At 45.9% G+C, this 21045-nt stretch carries 18 protein-coding genes; 16 read left to right on the top strand and 2 right to left on the bottom strand.

From position 1 onward, the window contains the following. The first annotated feature begins 16 nt into the window (after positions 1-16). The 14 genes from tusC (at position 17) to rpoC (ending at position 17415) form a co-directional block, all read left to right on the top strand. The gene (gene tusC / locus L4C35_RS09935; RefSeq protein WP_428462717.1) at positions 17-373 is read left to right on the top strand and encodes a sulfurtransferase complex subunit TusC; all 357 of its coding nucleotides are present in this window, start codon (positions 17-19) and stop codon (positions 371-373) included. 7 nt (positions 374-380) lie between these two features. Continuing rightward, on the top strand, positions 381-674 hold the full coding sequence (gene tusB / locus L4C35_RS09930) for a sulfurtransferase complex subunit TusB (RefSeq protein ID WP_428462716.1): 294 nt from the start codon (positions 381-383) through the stop codon (positions 672-674). 179 nt (positions 675-853) lie between these two features. After that, complete coding sequence (rpsL, locus tag L4C35_RS09925; protein WP_005417208.1) at positions 854-1228, top strand: 30S ribosomal protein S12; 375 nt, start codon at positions 854-856, stop codon at positions 1226-1228. Between the two features lie 93 nt (positions 1229-1321). Continuing rightward, complete coding sequence (gene rpsG, locus L4C35_RS09920) at positions 1322-1792, top strand: 30S ribosomal protein S7 (protein ID WP_303558049.1); 471 nt, start codon at positions 1322-1324, stop codon at positions 1790-1792. Between the two features lie 87 nt (positions 1793-1879). Then, positions 1880-3976: an elongation factor G gene (fusA, locus tag L4C35_RS09915; RefSeq protein WP_428462715.1), complete on the top strand. Its 2097-nt coding sequence runs from the start codon at positions 1880-1882 to the stop codon at positions 3974-3976. A gap of 99 nt (positions 3977-4075) precedes the next feature. After that, on the top strand, positions 4076-5260 hold the full coding sequence (gene tuf / locus L4C35_RS09910) for an elongation factor Tu (RefSeq protein WP_428462714.1): 1185 nt from the start codon (positions 4076-4078) through the stop codon (positions 5258-5260). Between the two features lie 220 nt (positions 5261-5480). Continuing rightward, the gene (secE, locus tag L4C35_RS09905) at positions 5481-5858 is read left to right on the top strand and encodes a preprotein translocase subunit SecE (RefSeq protein ID WP_107303052.1); all 378 of its coding nucleotides are present in this window, start codon (positions 5481-5483) and stop codon (positions 5856-5858) included. Positions 5859-5869: 11 nt separating this feature from the next. Beyond that, entirely contained in the window at positions 5870-6415 is a 546-nt protein-coding gene (gene nusG / locus L4C35_RS09900; protein ID WP_048899793.1) for a transcription termination/antitermination protein NusG, read from the top strand. Between the two features lie 127 nt (positions 6416-6542). Then, the gene (gene rplK, locus L4C35_RS09895; protein WP_062690100.1) at positions 6543-6971 is read left to right on the top strand and encodes a 50S ribosomal protein L11; all 429 of its coding nucleotides are present in this window, start codon (positions 6543-6545) and stop codon (positions 6969-6971) included. A 4-nt stretch (positions 6972-6975) separates the two neighbouring features. Next, positions 6976-7680, top strand: a complete 705-nt coding sequence (gene rplA / locus L4C35_RS09890) for a 50S ribosomal protein L1 (protein ID WP_428462713.1) — start codon at positions 6976-6978, stop codon at positions 7678-7680. 253 nt (positions 7681-7933) lie between these two features. Next, positions 7934-8428 (top strand): 50S ribosomal protein L10, encoded by a 495-nt coding sequence (gene rplJ, locus L4C35_RS09885; protein WP_048899796.1) that lies wholly within the window; start codon positions 7934-7936, stop codon positions 8426-8428. Positions 8429-8488: 60 nt separating this feature from the next. Then, the gene (gene rplL / locus L4C35_RS09880; protein ID WP_428462712.1) at positions 8489-8854 is read left to right on the top strand and encodes a 50S ribosomal protein L7/L12; all 366 of its coding nucleotides are present in this window, start codon (positions 8489-8491) and stop codon (positions 8852-8854) included. A gap of 224 nt (positions 8855-9078) precedes the next feature. Further along, the gene (gene rpoB, locus L4C35_RS09875; RefSeq protein ID WP_428462711.1) at positions 9079-13104 is read left to right on the top strand and encodes a DNA-directed RNA polymerase subunit beta; all 4026 of its coding nucleotides are present in this window, start codon (positions 9079-9081) and stop codon (positions 13102-13104) included. A 96-nt stretch (positions 13105-13200) separates the two neighbouring features. Continuing rightward, positions 13201-17415, top strand: a complete 4215-nt coding sequence (gene rpoC, locus L4C35_RS09870) for a DNA-directed RNA polymerase subunit beta' (RefSeq protein WP_428462710.1) — start codon at positions 13201-13203, stop codon at positions 17413-17415. Between the two features lie 214 nt (positions 17416-17629). Here rpoC and rsd read toward each other — a convergent pair whose 3' ends face one another. Next, the gene (gene rsd / locus L4C35_RS09865) at positions 17630-18112 is read right to left on the bottom strand and encodes a sigma D regulator (protein WP_428462709.1); all 483 of its coding nucleotides are present in this window, start codon (positions 18110-18112) and stop codon (positions 17630-17632) included. A gap of 150 nt (positions 18113-18262) precedes the next feature. Here rsd and nudC point away from each other — a divergent pair, with 150 nt between their 5' ends. Together nudC and hemE are read left to right on the top strand one after the other, a co-directional pair. Continuing rightward, positions 18263-19024, top strand: a complete 762-nt coding sequence (gene nudC, locus L4C35_RS09860; protein WP_428462708.1) for an NAD(+) diphosphatase — start codon at positions 18263-18265, stop codon at positions 19022-19024. A 255-nt stretch (positions 19025-19279) separates the two neighbouring features. Beyond that, positions 19280-20347: a uroporphyrinogen decarboxylase gene (gene hemE / locus L4C35_RS09855; RefSeq protein WP_428462707.1), complete on the top strand. Its 1068-nt coding sequence runs from the start codon at positions 19280-19282 to the stop codon at positions 20345-20347. A gap of 113 nt (positions 20348-20460) precedes the next feature. Here the strand turns inward: hemE and L4C35_RS09850 are convergent, their stop codons facing one another. Continuing rightward, complete coding sequence (locus L4C35_RS09850; RefSeq protein ID WP_428462706.1) at positions 20461-21045, bottom strand: uracil-DNA glycosylase family protein; 585 nt, start codon at positions 21043-21045, stop codon at positions 20461-20463.

Here is a 21045-nt window from a genome sequence, read left to right as displayed (position 1 = left end):
CATGATAGAGAAAAACATGAAACCACTCGGATTTGTATTTCGAACAGCCCCACACGGTGTCGCAGCTGGACGCGAAGGGCTTGATGCAGTGTTAGCAACATCGGCTTACAGTGAAGATTTACACCTATTTTTTATTGGCGATGGTGTTTTTCAGTTATTGAAAAATCAGCAGCCTAAAGCCATTCTCTCCCGTGATTATATCGCGACGTTTAAAATGCTTGAGTTGTACGATATTGAAAACGTCTATGTCTGCCAGCAGTCATTAGCTGAGCGTGGCATCATCGAACAAGACATCTTAATTGATGTTTCAGTACTATCGTCTGAGGCGCTTACTGAGCGTCTGCAAACTTGCCAACGTGTACTAAGCTTTTGAGGTCGAGATGCTCCATACTGTCACAACATCACCATTTCAAACAGCAGCACTTGCTGATTGCTTACGCTATAGCAGCCAAAATGATGCAATTTTATTGCTACAAGACGCCGTTATTGCCGCGATAGATGAAAATAACTGGTGCCAAGCATTAAAAAATTCAGGGCAAAAAATTTATGTTCTTCATGAAGACGCGCTTGCTCGTGGCTTAATTGAAAAACTAACAGCTGGCTTTGAAGTCATTGATTATAATGGATTTGTTTTGCTTTCTAGCAAATGTGAAACACAAATGAAATGGGCGTAATTGGCGCACGATACCCCTATTCATTGCACGGAATGCAGATTGTTTAAGAAATGATCACCTTATTGATCGCTGGTTAGATCTTGACACCCTCTAGTGCGACGCCTAAAATTTCGCGTCCTCCTGTTGTTGGGAGGCAGATTTTTCACATTTACGAAAGTAATATTTTCAGGAGCTATTTAATGGCAACTATTAACCAGTTGGTACGCAAGCCACGTGCAAAGCAAGTTGTTAAAAGCAACGTGCCTGCGCTAGAAGCGTGTCCACAAAAACGTGGTGTATGTACTCGTGTTTACACTACTACACCTAAAAAACCGAACTCAGCACTACGTAAAGTATGTCGTGTTCGTCTAACTAACGGCTTTGAAGTTACTTCATACATCGGCGGTGAAGGTCACAACCTTCAAGAGCACAGTGTTGTTCTTATCCGTGGTGGTCGTGTTAAAGATTTACCAGGTGTGCGTTACCACACTGTTCGCGGTGCACTTGACTGTGCAGGCGTTAATGACCGTAAGAAAGGTCGTTCTAAGTACGGTGTGAAGCGTCCTAAGTCTTAATGGATTCCGTTAAGTAAGGCCAAACACTCAATTTAATTATTTGAAGAAACTGTAAAGTTTTGGATAACCTGAAGAAGACAACGGAGAATATCCATGCCACGTCGTCGCGTAATCGGTCAGCGTAAGATCCTTCCAGATCCTAAGTTCAAATCTGAACTGCTGGCAAAATTCGTTAACATCCTAATGGTTGACGGTAAAAAATCTACTGCTGAAAAAATCGTTTACACTGCTCTAGAAGCAATGGCTGAAAAGTCTGGTGAAGAACACCTATCTGTATTCGAAAAAGCTCTTGAAAATGTACGCCCATCGGTGGAAGTTAAATCTCGCCGTGTTGGTGGTTCAACTTACCAAGTACCTGTAGAAGTACGTCCGGTTCGCCGTAACGCACTTGCTATGCGTTGGTTGGTTGAAGCTTCGCGCAAGCGTGGTGAAAAATCTATGGCTATGCGTCTTGCAGCTGAAATGCTAGATGCGGCTGACAACAAAGGTTCTGCTGTTAAGAAACGTGAAGACGTTCACCGTATGGCAGACGCGAACAAAGCGTTCGCACATTACCGCTGGTAATACCGCTGGTAATAAGAATGGCGCGACAGGCTTTTGCCTGCCGCGCCTATTTTACTCTAAGGACTCCCTTAGTAAGAGGATACAATCGTGGCTCGTAAAACTCCTATTGAGCGCTACCGTAATATCGGTATCTGTGCTCACGTAGACGCCGGTAAAACCACTACTACTGAGCGTATCCTGTTCTACACTGGCCTTTCTCATAAGATCGGTGAAGTACACGACGGCGCAGCAACCATGGACTGGATGGAGCAGGAGCAAGAGCGTGGTATCACTATCACATCTGCTGCTACGACTACCTTCTGGCGTGGTATGGAAGGTCAATTTCCAGAGCATCGCGTAAACATCATTGACACCCCTGGACACGTTGACTTTACTATTGAAGTAGAACGTTCTTTGCGCGTACTCGATGGTGCTGTTGTTGTATTTTGTGGCTCTTCGGGCGTTGAACCTCAGTCTGAGACTGTATGGCGTCAAGCTGATAAATACGAAGTTCCACGTATGGTTTTCGTAAACAAGATGGACCGCACAGGTGCTGACTTCCTACGGGTTGTTGAGCAGATTAAAAACCGTCTTGGCGCAAACCCTGTCCCTATTCATTTGAATATTGGTGCAGAAGAAGAATTTAAAGGCGTTGTTGACCTGATCAAGATGAAGGCAATCAACTGGAATGAAGATGATCAGGGTATGACATTTACCTATGAAGACATTCCAGCTGACATGCAAGACTTGGCAGATGAATGGCGTGAAAACTTAGTGGAATCAGCAGCTGAAGCTACTGAAGAGCTAATGGAAAAGTACCTGGAAGAAGGCGAACTGTCTGAATCTGAAATCAAAGCAGGTTTACGCCAGCGTACTTTAAACAACGAAATCGTCCTAGCGACTTGTGGTTCTGCATTCAAGAACAAAGGTGTTCAGGCAGTACTAGACGCGGTTATCGAATTCCTACCATCACCAACGGAAGTAAAAGCTATCCATGGTGAAGATATGGACGGTAACACAGTAGAGCGTCACTCTAGCGATGAAGAACCTTTTGCGGCTCTAGCATTCAAGATCGCAACTGACCCATTCGTTGGTAACCTTACGTTTATGCGTGTTTACTCTGGTGTGGTTAACTCAGGTGACACCGTCTATAACCCAGTTAAAGAAAAACGTGAGCGTTTTGGTCGTATCGTACAGATGCATGCAAACAAGCGCGAAGAAGTAAAAGAAGTTCGTGCTGGTGATATCGCTGCTGCTATCGGTCTTAAATATGCGACGACAGGTGACACACTATGTGACCAAGATAATAAAGTTATCCTTGAGCGCATGGAATTCCCTGAACCAGTTATTCAGATCGCGGTAGAACCGCGCTCTCAAGCGGATCAAGAGAAAATGGGTGTTGCGCTAGGTAAACTAGCAGCAGAAGACCCATCTTTCCGTGTAGAAACAGACGATGAATCAGGTCAGACGTTAATTTCTGGCATGGGTGAACTTCACCTAGATATCATCGTTGATCGTATGAAGCGTGAATTCAGCGTCGAGTGTAATGTTGGTAAACCTCAGGTTGCTTATCGCGAAACTATTCGTGGTAACACTGAAGTGGAAGGCAAGTTCATTCGTCAATCTGGTGGTCGAGGTCAATACGGACACGTATGGCTGAAAATCGAACCGTCAGAACAGGGTGAAGGCTTCATATTCGTTGATGAAATCGTGGGCGGCACTGTACCTAAAGAATACATTAGCTCGGTTGCTAAAGGTATCGAAGAGCAGATGAACAACGGTGTACTAGCGGGTTACCCGGTACTCGATGTGAAAGCGACGCTATTCGATGGCTCTTACCACGATGTTGATTCAAACGAAATGGCGTTTAAGATCGCAGGTTCAATGGCATTCAGGAAAGGTGCTCTTGAGGCAAACCCTGTAATTCTTGAACCTATGATGAAAGTTGAAGTAACCACACCAGAAGACTGGATGGGTGATGTTGTTGGCGACCTTAACCGTCGTCGCGGCATGATCGAAGGTATGGATGATGGCCCTGCTGGCCTTAAAATCATTCGTGCACAAGTGCCACTATCTGTGATGTTTGGTTACGCAACTGACTTACGTTCTGCAACGCAAGGTCGTGCATCGTACTCTATGGAATTTAGCGAATATGCTGAAGTCCCTAAGAACGTTGCTGACAGTATTATTGCAGATCGCACGTAATTGATATTGCGTCAACTTGCGTTGGCGCATAAAATACAAACTTCAGACGCGCTCCCTAACCTAGTAGGGGGCGTATCTTAACTAGGAAGGAACACGATTGTGTCTAAAGAAAAATTTGAACGCGTAAAACCGCACGTTAACGTTGGTACTATCGGCCACGTCGACCACGGTAAAACAACTCTAACTGCTGCTATCTGTACTACACTTGCAAAAGTGTACGGTGGTGTTGCTAAAGACTTCGCATCTATCGATAACGCTCCTGAAGAGCGTGAGCGCGGTATCACAATCTCAACTTCTCACGTTGAGTACGATACTCCAACTCGTCACTACGCACACGTTGACTGTCCTGGACACGCCGATTACGTTAAAAACATGATCACTGGTGCTGCTCAAATGGACGGCGGTATCCTAGTTGTTGCTGCAACTGATGGCCCTATGCCACAGACGCGTGAGCACATCCTTCTTGGTCGTCAGGTTGGTATCCCTTACATCATCGTATTCATGAACAAATGTGACATGGTTGATGATGAAGARCTACTAGAACTAGTAGAAATGGAAGTTCGTGAACTTCTTTCTGAATACGAATTCCCTGGTGATGACTGTCCAGTAATCATGGGTTCTGCACTTGGCGCTCTAAACGGCGAGAAAGAGTGGGAAGACAAGATTGTTGAACTAGCTGAAGCKCTAGATTCTTACATCCCAGAGCCAGAGCGTGCTATCGATCTACCATTCATCCTTCCAATCGAAGATGTATTCTCAATCCAAGGCCGTGGTACTGTTGTAACTGGTCGTGTTGAGCAAGGTATCATCACTGTAGGTGACGAAGTTGCTATCGTAGGTATCAAAGAAACTACGCTAACTACTTGTACTGGTGTTGAGATGTTCCGTAAACTTCTTGACGAAGGCCGTGCTGGTGAGAACGTTGGTGTTCTTCTACGTGGTACTAAGCGTGAYGAAGTTGARCGTGGTCAAGTTCTTGCTAAGCCWRRYTCAATCACTCCACACACTACTTTCACTTCAGAAATCTAYGTTCTTTCTAAAGATGAAGGCGGTCGTCACACTCCTTTCTTCAAAGGTTACCGTCCACAGTTCTACTTCCGTACAACTGACGTAACAGGTACTATCGAACTACCTGAAGGCGTAGAAATGGTAATGCCTGGTGATAACATCTCTATGACTGTTACTCTAATCGCGCCAATCGCGATGGACGAAGGTCTACGTTTTGCTATCCGTGAAGGTGGCCGTACAGTTGGTGCTGGTGTTGTTGCAACTATCGTTGAATAATATTTGACGACACGGTACTAAAAAGGGCATCATTTGATGCCCTTTTTCTGCGTTAAATGTCTAAATTGCATGTTTTTTAGCCATTTGACGTAGAGAGAAATTTTGCAGAGATGAAATTTTCTGTTCGTTAATTAATAAGTTAGCGATTGATTTCATTTTCTTTGCCTCGCTTTTGCGGGGTAATTTTCGTCTATATTGAGACTAGTTACAGGTTGGTTGTATGAAAGCGAATGCCGAAAACCCAAGCAGCTCAAGCAATATGGATGGCCTTAAATGGGTTGTCGTAATTGCGCTGCTCGCTGCCGCTGTGGTTGGTAATTACCTGTACAGTGATGTTTCTGTAGTGTTTCGCGCTGCTGCTGTTGTAGTCCTTGTGGCTGCTGCTGGTGGTATTGCTGCACTTACAGCGAAAGGTAAAACCGCGATTACGTTTGCTCGTGAGTCGCGCATGGAAGTCCGCAAGGTAGTATGGCCTACTCGTCAGGAAGCTACGCAGACAACCTTTATCGTTCTAGCTGTCACTGTTGTTATGGCGTTAGCCCTATGGGGCATTGACGGCATTATGGTCCGTCTAGTCCGCCTAGTTACCGGTGTGTGAGGTAAAAGTTCATGAGCGAAGCTCCGAAAAAACGATGGTATGTGGTTCAAGCCTTCTCTGGTTTTGAAGGTCGTGTGGCACAATCACTACGTGAACATATCAAAATGCATGGTATGGAAGACCTATTTGACGAGGTTTTAGTACCTACGGAAGAAGTGGTTGAAGTACGTGCAGGCCAACGCCGTAAAAGCGAGCGCAAGTTCTTCCCGGGCTATGTACTTGTACAAATGGTGATGAATGATGAAAGCTGGCACTTGGTGCGTAGTATTCCTCGTGTAATGGGCTTCATCGGCGGAACGTCTGACCGTCCAGCTCCTATCTCTGATAAAGAGGCAGCAGCAATTCTTAATCGCCTTGAGAAGGCGAGTGAGTCACCAATTCACAAAACGGTCTTTGAACCAGGTGAAGTGGTACGTGTTACTGATGGTCCATTTGCAGACTTCAACGGTACCGTTGAAGAAGTGGATTACGATAAGAGCCGTATTAAGGTTTCTGTATCGATCTTCGGTCGCGCAACGCCAGTTGAACTAGAATTCGGTCAAGTGGAAAAAAGCTGATCAAAAAACAATCAGCGCGATATTGTCAGGGGCGTGAAATTACATTATAATTTCGCGCCCTTTCGTTAGACGGGGAGTCTATTTATTTAAGAAATAGACGTTTGAACCCAAATTTAGGTATATAGCAATGGCTAAAAAAGTAGAAGCGTACATCAAGCTGCAAGTTGCAGCTGGTGCAGCAAACCCAAGTCCACCGGTTGGTCCAGCTCTTGGTCAACACGGTGTTAACATCATGGAATTCTGTAAAGCGTTCAACGCTAAGACTGACTCTCTAGAGAAAGGTCTACCGACTCCAGTTGTTATCACAGTATACAATGACCGTTCTTTCACGTTCATCACTAAGACTCCACCGGCAGCAGTTCTTCTTAAGAAAGCTGCAGGCGTTAAGTCTGGTTCTGGCCGTCCGAACACTGAGAAAGTTGGTACTGTTACTGACGCTCAGATCCAAGAGATCGCAGAAACTAAAGCTGCGGACATGACTGGTGCTGACATCGAAGCTATGAAGCGTTCGATTGCTGGTACTGCTCGTTCAATGGGTCTAGTGGTAGAGGGTTAAGACAATGGCAAAACTTACTAAACGTATGCGCGTAATCCGCGAGAAAGTTGATATCACACGTGAGTATGACATCAACGAAGCTGTTGCTCTTCTTAAAGAACTAGCTACTGCTAAATTTACTGAATCTGTAGACGTTGCTGTTAACCTAGGCATCGATGCACGTAAATCAGACCAAAACGTACGTGGCGCAACTGTGCTACCACACGGTACTGGTCGTGAGATCCGTGTTGCTGTATTCACTCAAGGTGCAAACGCTGAAGCTGCGAAAGAAGCTGGCGCTGACCTAGTGGGTATGGAAGAGCTTGCTGATCAAGTTAAGAAAGGCGTAATGGACTTTGACGTTGTTATCGCATCTCCAGATGCAATGCGCGTTGTTGGTCAATTAGGTACTATCCTTGGTCCACGCGGTCTAATGCCAAACCCTAAAGTTGGTACTGTAACTCCTAACGTTGCTCAAGCAGTTAAAAATGCTAAAGCTGGTCAGGTTCGTTACCGTAACGACAAAAACGGCATCATCCACACTACTATCGGTAAAGTGGACTTCGATGCTGCACAACTAAAAGAGAACCTAGAAGCTCTTCTAGTTGCACTGAAGAAAGCTAAGCCTTCTTCAGCTAAAGGTACTTTCCTTAAGAAAGTAAGCATCTCTACCACTATGGGTGCAGGTGTAGCGCTAGACCAGAACACTCTGGACACTAACGCACAATAATTTGCAGAAACGCCAAATTGATGTATAATTTGGCGTTCACAAATTCATGGCTGAGGTTAATTAGTTAATAATTAGCCTTCGTCAAAGACCGTAGGCGTTCTTTTTGAACTTAATGTTTACCTACGTAGACGGTGCCAGAACATGATTGATGTAAATCTATCTTGGATCTGCGCCGTAAAGACTCTCCTGTCATTCTGACAGTGAGTGGTGTAATGACTGGGGTAACCCAGCAAAAAATCCAGGAGCTATTCCAATGGCATTAAATCTTCAAGACAAAAAAGCAATTGTTGCTGAAGTCAACGAAGCTGCCAATGGTGCCCTGTCTGCAGTTGTTGCTGACTCTCGTGGCGTTGCGGTTGGTGCGATGACTTCTCTACGTAAACAAGCTCGTGAAAACGGCGTTTACCTGAAAGTTGTTCGTAACACACTAGCACGTCGTGCAGTTGAAGGTACTGATTTTGAATGTCTTAAAGACGTTTTTGTTGGTCCATCACTAATCGGCTTCTCTAACGAGCACCCAGGTGCTGCAGCGCGTCTTTTTAAAGACTTCGCTAAAGAGAATAAAGATTTCGAGATCAAAGCAGCCGCATTCGAAGGCGCTGTTGCTGACGCAGAAATTCTTGCGACACTACCAACTTACGACGAAGCTATTGCACGCCTAATGATGTGCATGAAAGAAGCTTCAGCTGGCAAGCTGGTACGTACTATCGCAGCTGTACGCGATCAGAAAGAAGAAGCAGCGGCTTAATTGTCCCTGTTTTATCTGAACGCTATATTAAATTAATTGTTGATTTCAAAGAGAATTGTTATGTCTATCACTAACGAGCAAATCCTAGACGCAGTTGCAGAAATGTCTGTAATGCAAGTTGTTGAGCTTATCGAAGCTATGGAAGAAAAATTCGGTGTTACTGCTGCAGCTGCAGTTGTAGCAGGCGGCGCAGCAGCTGAAGCTGCTGAAGAGCAAACTGAGTTTGACGTAATCCTAACAGCTGCTGGTTCACAGAAAGTACAAGTTATCAAAGCTGTACGTGGCGCAACTGGCCTAGGTCTTAAAGAAGCTAAAGCTGTAGTAGACGGCGCGCCAGCACCACTTAAAGAAGGTGTTGACAAAGCTGAAGCTGAAGCTCTTAAAGCTCAACTAGAAGAAGCTGGTGCTTCTGTTGAAATCAAATAATAAATATTTGATTTCTTAGCCTTTTTAGGCTAATGGCTGGTGGCAAAATGCCACCGGCCTTTTTGCGCTGTAGGGTAATGGTAATTTTCACATTGTTTTGTAACCATTATTCACGCAAAAAACAGCTCTATATTCTTTGGGGTTGTTCCTACAATAAACAATGTTACTAGTCACTGTCCCATAGTTGGACAGTTTGGATCACTTATCAGCGATCTGAGGAACCTATGGTTTACTCTTATACCGAGAAAAAGCGTATCCGTAAGGATTTTGGTAAGCGTCCGCAAGTGTTGGACATACCATACTTGCTGTCGATCCAGCTTGAGTCTTTTAAAAAATTCATCGAGCAGGATCCTGAAGGGCATTACGGTCTAGAAGCTGCCTTTCGTTCTGTCTTTCCAATTCAGAGCTACAATGGCAATTCCGAGCTGCAATACGTTAGCTATCGTCTCGGTGAGCCGGTCTTCGATGTTAAAGAATGTCAGATTCGTGGCGTAACATACTCTGCTCCACTACGTGTGAAGCTTCGCCTTGTTATGTACGATAAAGACGCGCCTGCTGGCACCGTAAAAGACATCAAAGAACAAGAAGTTTACATGGGCGAAATTCCGCTCATGACAGATAACGGTACATTCGTTATTAACGGTACCGAGAGGGTTATCGTATCCCAGCTGCACCGTAGCCCGGGTGTCTTCTTCGACAGCGATAAGGGTAAGACCCACTCCTCAGGTAAAGTGCTATATAACGCACGCGTAATCCCATACCGTGGTTCATGGTTGGATTTCGAATTTGATCCTAAGGATAACGTATTCGTACGTATCGACCGTCGTCGTAAGCTTCCAGCTTCAATCATTCTTCGTGCACTAGGTAAAACTACTGAAGAAATCCTTGACCTATTCTTCGAAAAAGTAAACTTCGAAGTTCAAGGCACTGCTTTAGTAATGGAACTAGTCCCTGATCGTCTACGTGGCGAAACTGCAAGCTTTGATATCGAAGCGAACGGTAAGGTGTACGTTGAAACTGGTCGTCGTATCACTGCCCGTCATATTCGCCAATTAGGCAAAGACGGCGTAGATCATATCGAAGTACCTGTTGAATACATTGTAGGCAAAATTTCTTCTCGCGATTACGTGAATGAAGAAACGGGTGAGTTGATTGTTTCAGCTAACCAAGAATTGAGCCTAGAATCACTAGCGCTGCTATCTCAGGCTGGTCACAAGTCTATCCAGACGTTATTTACTAACGATCTAGACTTTGGTCCGTACATGTCTGAAACGCTACGCGTTGACAGCACCACAGATCGTCTAAGTGCGCTTGTAGAAATCTACCGCATGATGCGCCCTGGTGAGCCGCCAACACGTGAAGCAGCTGAGCAACTGTTTGAAAGTCTGTTCTTCTCTGAAGATCGTTACGACCTATCTGCTGTAGGCCGTATGAAGTTCAACAGCTCAATGCTACGTGACGAAACAACAGGTTCAGGCACACTAGACGAGCACGACATCATTGATGTTATGCGTAAATTGATCGACATCCGTAACGGTCGTGGTGAAGTTGATGATATCGACCACCTTGGTAACCGTCGTATTCGTTCAGTTGGCGAAATGGCTGAAAACCAATTCCGCGTTGGTCTAGTACGTGTTGAGCGTGCAGTTAAAGAGCGTCTAAGCCTAGGCGATCTTGATGCAATCATGCCTCAAGACCTAATTAACGCTAAGCCAATTTCTGCGGCAGTAAAAGAGTTCTTTGGCTCTTCGCAACTGTCTCAGTTTATGGACCAGAACAACCCGTTGTCAGAAGTTACTCACAAACGTCGTATCTCGGCGCTTGGTCCAGGTGGTCTGACTCGTGAACGTGCTGGCTTTGAGGTTCGAGATGTACACGCGACTCACTACGGTCGTCTATGTCCAATCGAAACCCCTGAAGGTCCAAACATCGGTCTTATCAACTCACTTTCAGCGTTTGCTCAATGTAACCCTTACGGTTTCCTTGAAACGCCTTACCGTAAAGTAGTTGATGGTAAAGTTTCCGAAGAAATTGAATACCTGTCTGCAATCGAAGAAGGCCAATACGTTATCGCACAGGCGAATGCCGCGCTTAACGAAGATGGTTCTTTTGCTGACGAACTGATCACTGCACGTCAGAAAGGTGATTCAGGTCTGCACCCACGTGACCATGTTCAATACATGGACGTTGCAACCAACCAGGTTGTATCTGTGGCGGCATCCCTAATCCCGTTCCTTGAACACGATGATGCTAACCGTGCCCTTATGGGTGCGAACATGCAACGTCAGGCAGTTCCAACACTACGCGCTGATAAGCCGTTAGTTGGTACTGGTATCGAGCGTAACGTAGCGGTTGACTCAGGTGTAACAGCTGTTGCTAAACGTGGCGGTATGGTTCAGTCAGTAGATGCTTCTCGTATCGTTGTTAAAGTTAACGAAAGCGAGCTAGTACCTGGCGAAGCTGGTATCGACATTTACAACCTGACGAAGTACACCCGTTCTAACCAGAACACATGTATTAACCAGCGTCCAACTGTACTACCTGGCGAGCCAGTAGCACGTGGTGATGTTCTTGCTGATGGTCCTTCAACAGACCTTGGTGAGCTAGCGCTTGGTCAAAACATGCGTATCGCATTCATGCCTTGGAACGGTTACAACTTCGAGGATTCCATCTTAGTATCTGAGCGTGTTGTACAGGAAGATCGCCTGACAACTATCCACATTCAAGAACTATCTTGTGTGGCTCGTGATACTAAACTTGGCTCAGAAGAAATCACTGCCGATATCCCTAACGTGGGTGAAGCAGCGCTATCTAAGCTGGATGAATCAGGTATCGTTTACATCGGTGCGGAAGTTAAAGGCGGCGACATTCTGGTAGGTAAAGTGACACCTAAAGGTGAAACTCAACTGACTCCAGAAGAGAAGCTACTTCGTGCAATCTTCGGTGAGAAAGCGTCTGATGTTAAAGACTCTTCTCTACGTGTACCTAACTCAGTGTCTGGTACCATCATCGACGTTCAAGTCTTTACTCGCGATGGCGTAGAAAAAGACAAGCGTGCGCTTGAAATCGAAGAAATGCAGCTGAAAGAAGCGAAGAAAGACATCACAGAAGAATTCCAGATCCTTGAGGGTGGTCTTCTTGCTCGTGTTCGTACACTGCTTCTTTCTGCGGGTTACAGCGAAGATAAAATGTCTTCAATGAACCGTGAAACGCTGTTTGCACAAACGCTTGACGATGAAAACCTGCAAAACCAACTAGAGCAGTTGGCTGAGCAGTACGATGAGCTTAAAGCTGAATTCGATAAGAAGTTTGAAACCAAGCGTCGTAAGATCACACAGGGCGATGACCTAGCACCAGGCGTACTTAAGATTGTTAAAGTATACCTAGCTGTTAAACGTCGTATCCAACCTGGTGATAAGATGGCGGGTCGTCACGGTAACAAAGGTGTAATCTCTAAGATTAACCCTGTTGAAGATATGCCGTACGATGAAAAAGGTCAGACTGTCGACATCGTTCTGAACCCACTGGGTGTACCATCTCGTATGAACATCGGTCAGATCCTGGAGACTCACTTGGGTCTTGCAGCGAAAGGTATCGGTGACAAACTTAACGAGATGCTGAAGCAGCAACAAGAACTTCACAAGTTCCGTAACTTCCTGCAGAAAGTTTACGATCTAGGCGAAACTCGTCAGAACGTAGATATCGCAGAGTTATCTGACGATGAAGTACGTACGCTGGTTCAGAACCTACGTAAAGGTCTACCAATTGCAACGCCAGTATTTGATGGTGCTCCTGAGAAATCTATCAAAGAACTGTTGAAGCTTGGTGATCTACCAGAGTCTGGTCAGTTGAAACTGTTTGACGGTCGCACCGGTGATGCGTTTGAGCGTCCTGTAACTGTTGGTTACATGTACATGCTTAAACTAAACCACTTGGTTGATGACAAGATGCATGCCCGTTCTACCGGTTCTTACAGCCTTGTTACTCAGCAGCCGCTGGGTGGTAAAGCTCAGTTCGGTGGTCAGCGTTTCGGTGAGATGGAAGTATGGGCGCTAGAAGCATATGGCGCAGCTTACACTCTACAGGAAATGCTAACTGTTAAGTCGGATGACGTTAACGGCCGTACGAAGATGTACAAAAACATCGTCGATGGCGACCATCGTATGGAACCTGGTATGCCGGAATCGTTCAACGTATTGTTGAAAGAAATCCGCTCGTTGGGTATCAACATCGAGCTGGAAGACGAATAAGCAGGCATAAGCCATACTTATTAGTTACTCCGGTATATATATGAAGGCGCCAGCAGACTGGCGCCTTTATGGGTCAACTCCTCACAGGAGCCGAATGTGAAAGACTTACTTAAGTTTCTGAAAGCACAACACAAGACCGAAGAATTTGATGCAATCAAAATCGGTCTTGCTTCACCTGACATGATCCGTTCATGGTCTTTTGGTGAAGTTAAAAAGCCAGAAACCATCAACTACCGTACCTTTAAGCCTGAGCGTGACGGTCTTTTCTGTGCACGTATCTTTGGCCCGGTAAAAGACTACGAATGTCTTTGTGGTAAATACAAACGCCTAAAACACCGCGGTGTTATTTGTGAAAAATGTGGCGTTGAAGTAACTCAGACCAAAGTACGTCGTGAGCGTATGGGTCACATTGAGCTAGCTTCACCTGTAGCCCACATCTGGTTCTTAAAGTCACTTCCATCTCGTATCGGTCTGTTAATGGACATCCCGCTACGTGATATCGAACGTGTTCTTTACTTCGAATCATATGTTGTTATCGAACCAGGCATGACCAATCTTGAGCGTAGCCAACTGCTTTCAGAAGAGCAGTACTTGGATGCACTTGAAGAGTGGGGCGATGAGTTCGACGCTAAGATGGGTGCAGAAGCGGTTAAAGCACTTTTAGGCAACATGGACCTAAATGCTGAAATCGAAAACATGCGCGAAGAGCTAGAAGAAACTAACTCTGAAACTAAGCGTAAGAAACTGACCAAGCGTCTTAAGCTTGTTGAAGCATTCCTACAGTCAGGTAACAACCCAGAGTGGATGATCCTGTCTGTATTGCCAGTACTACCGCCGGATCTTCGTCCGTTGGTACCGCTAGATGGTGGCCGTTTCGCTACTTCAGATCTGAATGATCTGTACCGTCGCGTAATCAACCGTAACAACCGTCTGAAGCGTCTACTGGATCTAGCAGCACCTGATATTATCGTACGTAACGAAAAACGTATGCTTCAGGAGTCTGTAGATGCATTGCTTGATAACGGTCGTCGTGGCCGCGCTATCACAGGTTCAAACAAACGTCCTCTGAAATCTCTTGCTGATATGATCAAGGGTAAACAAGGTCGTTTCCGTCAGAACTTGCTTGGTAAGCGTGTAGACTACTCAGGTCGTTCTGTTATCACAGTAGGTCCATACCTACGCCTGCATCAGTGTGGTCTTCCTAAGAAGATGGCACTTGAGCTATTCAAACCGTTTATCTACGGCAAACTAGAAACTCGTGGCCTAGCGACGACGATCAAAGCTGCTAAGAAAATGGTTGAGCGCGAAGAAGCTGTTGTTTGGGATATCCTAGACGAAGTGATCCGCGAACACCCAGTAATGCTTAACCGTGCGCCAACACTGCACCGTCTAGGTATTCAGGCATTTGAACCAGTACTAATCGAAGGTAAAGCGATTCAGCTTCACCCACTAGTGTGTGCGGCATACAACGCCGACTTCGATGGTGACCAGATGGCGGTACACGTACCTCTAACTCTGGAAGCACAGCTTGAAGCACGTGCACTGATGATGTCTACCAACAACATCCTATCGCCAGCGTCTGGTGATCCGATCATCGTACCTTCTCAGGACGTTGTATTGGGTCTTTACTACATGACGCGTGACAAGATCAACGCGAAGGGTGAAGGCATGTACCTTGAAGGCTCGTCTGAAGCTGAAAAGGCATACCGCACTGGTAACGCAGAACTACACGCTCGCGTGAAAGTTCGCATCACAGAACACCGTTACGACGAGCAAGGCAACCTAGTCGCTGATACTAAGCTTGTTGATACAACGGTTGGTCGTGCAATCCTATGGCAAATTGTTCCTAAAGGTCTTTCTTTCGATCTTGTGAACACTGAAGCACTGGGTAAGAAACAAATTTCTAAGCTGCTTAACACTTGTTACCGTGAATTGGGCATGAAAGACACTGTAGTCTTCGCTGACCAAATCATGTACACAGGTTTTGCATACGCTGCACTATCTGGTGTGTCTGTAGGTATCGACGATATGGTTGTACCTGAAGCGAAATACACCAAGATCGCAGAAGCAGAAGCAGAAGTTGCTGAAATCCAAGAGCAGTTCCAATCTGGTCTTGTAACAGCTGGCGAACGTTACAACAAAGTTATCGATATCTGGGCAACAGCGAATGAGCAAGTTGCTAAAGCGATGATGGATAACTTGTCTTTCGATACTGTTATTAACCGTGACGGTGAAGAAGAACAACAGAAATCGTTCAACAGCGTTTACATGATGGCCGATTCTGGTGCTCGTGGTTCTGCAGCGCAGATTCGTCAGCTTGCTGGTATGCGTGGTCTGATGGCTAAGCCGGATGGCTCAATCATCGAAACGCCGATCACTGCGAACTTCCGTGAAGGTCTGAACGTACTACAGTACTTCATCTCTACGCACGGTGCTCGTAAGGGTCTTGCCGATACAGCACTTAAGACAGCGAACTCCGGTTACCTAACACGTCGTCTAGTAGACGTAGCACAAGACGTAGTAATTACTGCGGATGATTGTGGTACACATGCTGGTATCACTATGATGCCACTTGTTGAAGGCGGTGATGTTAAAGAACAACTAGGTGATCGTGTTCTTGGTCGTGTTGTTGCTGAAGACGTTATCAAACCTGGTACAGATGAAGTTCTTGCTCCACGTAACACGCTTCTTGATGAGAAGTGGTGTGAAATTCTGGAAGAGAACTCAGTTGACCAAGTTAAAGTTCGCTCTGTTGTAACATGTGAAAACGACTTCGGTTGTTGTAAGAACTGTTACGGCCGTGATCTAGCGCGTGGTCACTTGGTGAACACTGGTGAAGCAGTAGGTGTTGTTGCTGCACAATCAATCGGTGAACCAGGTACACAGCTAACGATGCGTACGTTCCACATCGGTGGTGCGGCATCTGCAGCAGCAGCTGAAAACAGCATCCAAGTTAAGAACAAAGGTTCTGTTAAACTACAGAATGCTAAGTTCGTAACGAACAACGAAGGTAAGCTAGTTATTACTTCTCGTGCGTCTCAAATGAGCATCATTGATGAGTTTGGTCGTACTAAAGAGAACTACAAACTACCTTACGGTTCACACCTGTCGAAAGGCGACGGTGAAGAAGTTCTAGCGGGCGACGTAGTTGCTAACTGGGACCCACACACAATGCCAATCATCACTGAAGTGGCAGGTCGTATCCAATTCGTTGATATGATTGATGGTGTGACGATCTCTCGTCAAACTGATGACCTAACGGGTCTGTCTATGATTACCCTACTAGACGCAGCTGAGCGTACTGGTGCAGGTAAAGACATGCGTCCAACGGTTAAATTGGTTGATGAGCAAGGTAACGATGTAATGATCGCCGGCACTGAAATGCCAGCACAGTACTTCCTACCTGGTAAAGCGATCGTACAACTAGAAGACGGTGCTGAAGTTGGCATCGGTGATACGCTAGCGCGTATTCCACAAGCATCTAGTGGTACTAAAGATATCACCGGTGGTCTACCACGAGTTGCTGACCTATTCGAAGCACGTAAGCCGAAAGAGCCTGCAATTCTTGCAGAAATCACGGGTACAGTTTCGTTTGGTAAAGAAACGAAGGGTAAACGTCGCCTAATCATCACGCCTGCTGAAGGCAACGCATACGAAGAAATGATCCCTAAATGGCGTCAGTTGAACGTATTCGAAGGTGAGAAGGTTGAGTGTGGTGATGTTATCGCTGATGGTCCAGAAACTCCGCACGATATTCTACGTCTACGTGGTGTACACGCAGTAGCAGAATACATTGTGAACGAAGTTCAGGAAGTTTACCGTCTACAAGGCGTTAAGATTAACGATAAGCACATCGAGACTATCGTTCGTCAAATGCTGCGTAAGGTAACTATCGTAGTGGCAGGTGACTCTGAGTTCCTACCAGGCGAGCAAGTTGAATTCTCTCGCGTAACAATCGCAAACCGTCAGCTAGAAGCTGAAGGCAAGCTGATTGCGACATACTCTCGTGACCTTCTAGGTATCACGAAAGCATCGCTAGCGACTGAGTCATTCATCTCTGCTGCATCGTTCCAAGAAACGACGCGCGTACTTACTGAAGCTGCGGTTTCTGGTAAGCGTGATGAGCTTCGTGGTCTGAAAGAAAACGTAATCGTTGGTCGTCTGATTCCAGCGGGTACAGGTTTCGCTTACCACCAACGCCGTCAAAACGAGCGTAATGCTGAACTTGAGCCAGTAGCGCCTCAAGTAGATCAAGAGCAAGCGACTCAAGATCTTGCAGCACTGCTTAATGCGGGTCTAAACGACGATTAATCATCGTAGTCATACTTGATTGATATTAAAAAGGCATCCTTCGGGATGCCTTTTTGTTTTCTGCTGTTTATGAATGAGATATAAGGCGCTAGCTGGTGGATAGCTGTGTCGAGGGCGACACTTGCTTTCATCAAGATGTGGCAGATAATGTGATATTACAGACACAACGAGAAGCAGCTTAGCTGCCTCATCGTTACCTGTCGTGCGTTGGCTTTTATGCGCCCGGAGGGCAAGCCAAACTTTCGCTGATTAACTCAATCAGCTTATCTTCAAGCGCAAAACGTTGCTCAATAAGCTCACCTACTGCGGATAAGTGCAGATCAAAATTATCCATTGCTGTGGCTTCATCAGCATCGCAATATCGGTCAGCGAAATTTAATAGAGGATCGGTCGTTTGGGTAATTCTGACATATAGCTGGGAAATATCTTCAGTTGGTGAATAGCCTGTATCGTTCCAGCGAGCCATGACCATGTCATAGATTTTAAAGTGGCCAGCAGAGATATAATCGACGAGTTGTTGCGAGAAGAGTTGTAGTTGAGAGGCTTCAGGTAGTTGATTTTTACTGCTTTCAAAGGGTGGTAGCCCCGCAAGTTTACAGTAATCAATCAGCAACTGTTGACGTGACATTAACCAGTGGTCAATGACGTCGCTGGTGCCGCCCCATTGTTGTTGTACTTGCTCAAATTTACTCAACATGATCATGCCCTCATGATCTAGCAGTATCCTAACAAGATACTATACCTATGAAACTCTTAATAAAGAGAACCTTGTATGCGGATTCATATTCCGTTATCAAGTTTAGATTGCCAGTAAAAACGGTACCCTGCAAGGATGGATGTAACATTGATGTTAAATAAACAAGAAATAGCGTATTGGTGTGTAGTGCAAGATCGTAAGCTTTACCTTCCACAGGGCAATCTTCCACTGCTCAGCAAATCAGAACTAGTGTTTAGTACTGATGCTGCAAGAAAAATTGGTGAGTATGACAATCACGCTGTCTATTGGCTAGAAGCTCCCGAAGAGGTTGATTGCGCAGATTTTCACAGCCAACGTGAATTATTGAATGTACCGCCAGCCTTATTTGATTTAGCTGGCCGTGCAACGCAGCTGTCTCACATGCTACATAATCAGCAGTATTGTTCGTCATGCGGTGGTCAGTGCCAGCTTGGTCAGCGTGAAATCGCCATGGTGTGCCAGCAATGCGATAGCCACCATTATCCGAGAGTATCGCCATGTGTGATTGTTGCAGTACGTCGTGGTGATGAGTTGTTGTTAGCACAGCACCCGCGCCATAAGACAGGTATGTACACCGTAATTGCTGGTTTTGTTGAAGCGGGAGAAACGTTAGAGCAATGTGTCGCCCGTGAAGTGTTAGAAGAAACGGGGATCACTGTCAGTAATATCCGTTATGTCGGCAGTCAGCCTTGGGCATTTCCATCTAATTTAATGATGGGCTTTTTAGCAGATTATCAAAGTGGTGAATTAAAACCAGATTATACCGAGTTGAGTGATGCGGTGTGGGCGACTAAAGATACACTGCCTGACGTTGCTCCTAAGGGAACAATCGCTCGTTACCTTATCGAATTATCACTTGAGCAAATGAAATAACCCTAAAGGAGTAGGAGGGGGATCATAGATAAAAAAACCCTCCGAAGGGAGGGATAAGGTGTGATTCGTTACTCTTTAATGAGTAAGTAGTTGTTATTATTGCTAGCACGCCAGTTTTGTATCATGTCTCATGGCTCTCTCACAAATAGAGTAATCAGAATGTTGCAGTAAACTTGATCTGCTTAACAATTGCCCTCTTTTGTTGCCGCTCGGGAGTGATACAATACGCGGCAGAATTTACCCATGGAGTTTCAAATGAGCGAATTAAAGAATGACCGTTACCTACGTGCGTTGCTGAAGCAACCTGTAGATTGCACCCCTGTGTGGATGATGCGTCAAGCTGGCCGTTATCTTCCAGAATACCGTGCAACACGTAGCGTTGCTGGTGATTTCATGTCGCTATGTAAGAATGCTGAGTTGGCCAGTGAGGTAACGCTTCAGCCATTGCGTCGTTTCCCGCTTGATGCGGCGATCCTATTCTCAGACATTCTGACCATTCCAGATGCGATGGGTCTTGGTCTTTACTTTGAAGCGGGTGAAGGCCCTAAATTTGAGCGCCCAATTACCTGTAAAGCAGACGTCGACAAGATTGGCTTACCAGATCCAGAAGGTGAACTGCAGTACGTTATGAATGCAGTGCGCCAGATCCGAAAAGATCTTCAAGGTGAAGTGCCGTTAATCGGTTTCTCTGGTAGCCCATGGACGCTAGCGACCTACATGGTTGAAGGTGGTAGTTCAAAAGCCTTCACCAAGATCAAGAAGATGATGTATGCAGAGCCACAAACCCTGCACCTACTGCTTGATAAGCTAGCGGATAGCGTTATTGAATACTTGAACGCCCAAATCAAAGCGGGTGCGCAATCTGTGATGGTATTTGATACATGGGGCGGTGTATTAACCCCACGTGATTACAACGAGTTCTCACTGCGTTACATGCACAAGATTGTCGATGGTCTGATCCGTGAAAACGAAGGCCGTCGTGTACCTGTGACCCTATTCACCAAAAATGGTGGCATGTGGTTAGAGCAAATCGCAGCAACAGGCTGTGACGCGGTTGGTCTAGATTGGACGATTAACATTGCGGATGCCAAAGCACGCATTGGCGATAAAGTTGCACTGCAAGGCAACATGGATCCTTCTATGCTTTACGCCCAACCTGAGCGTATTCGTCAAGAAGTGGCGACGATTCTTGAAGGTTACGGTGATGAAGGTACAGGCCATGTCTTTAACCTAGGCCACGGCATTCACCTTGATGTGCCGCCTGAAAATGCAGGTGTATTTGTGGAGGCAGTACACGAGCTGTCTAAGCCGTACCACAAATAATACGTTAATGCTTTGCGCTTAACCTTCGCTGTTTTGAGGCGACGCGTGATATAAAGACGACGAAATAGCCCACTCCTTCTACGGTGTGGGCTTTTTTGTACCAAGAGAGAGCGTTACAGCTTCAGATGCTGGTGGACGTAGTCACGGATATAAGGCACTACGTCTTCTTCAAACCACGGGTTACGTTTAAGCCACAGCGTATTGCGAGGTGACGGATGCGGTAAGGGCAAATAATGTGGCGCCCATGTTTGCCACTGCTTAACCGTTTCTGTCAGTGTTTTCGGTTTATTCGTCAGATAGTGGTTTTGTGCGTATTGGCCAATGAGCAACGTCATTCCTATATTGGGAAGCGCAGGCAATAATTGAGGATGCCAGTGAGGTGCACATTCGGGGCGCGGTGGTAAATCGCCCGATTTTCCTTTGCCTGGGTAGCAGAGTCCCATTGGCATAATCGCAATTTGACTCGCATCGTAGAATTGTTCCGGTGGGAGATCGAGCCAAGTACGCAACCGCTCACCGCTGGGGTCATTCCATGGTATCCCAGTTTCATGCACGCGAGTGCCAGGCGCTTGCCCAATGATCAGTAACTTTGCTTGTGGGTTTGCTTGAACAATAGGGCGAGGACCCAATGGGAGATGATCGTGGCAGATCGTGCACGCGCGCACACGATCTAGCAGGTTGCTAAAATGTTGCGTCAT

The organism is Photobacterium kagoshimensis, from assembly GCF_050337045.1.
Lineage (GTDB): Bacteria > Pseudomonadota > Gammaproteobacteria > Enterobacterales > Vibrionaceae > Photobacterium > Photobacterium kagoshimensis.
Note: the sequence above shows the minus strand (reverse complement) of the source record. Positions and strands in the feature narration are given on the sequence as shown.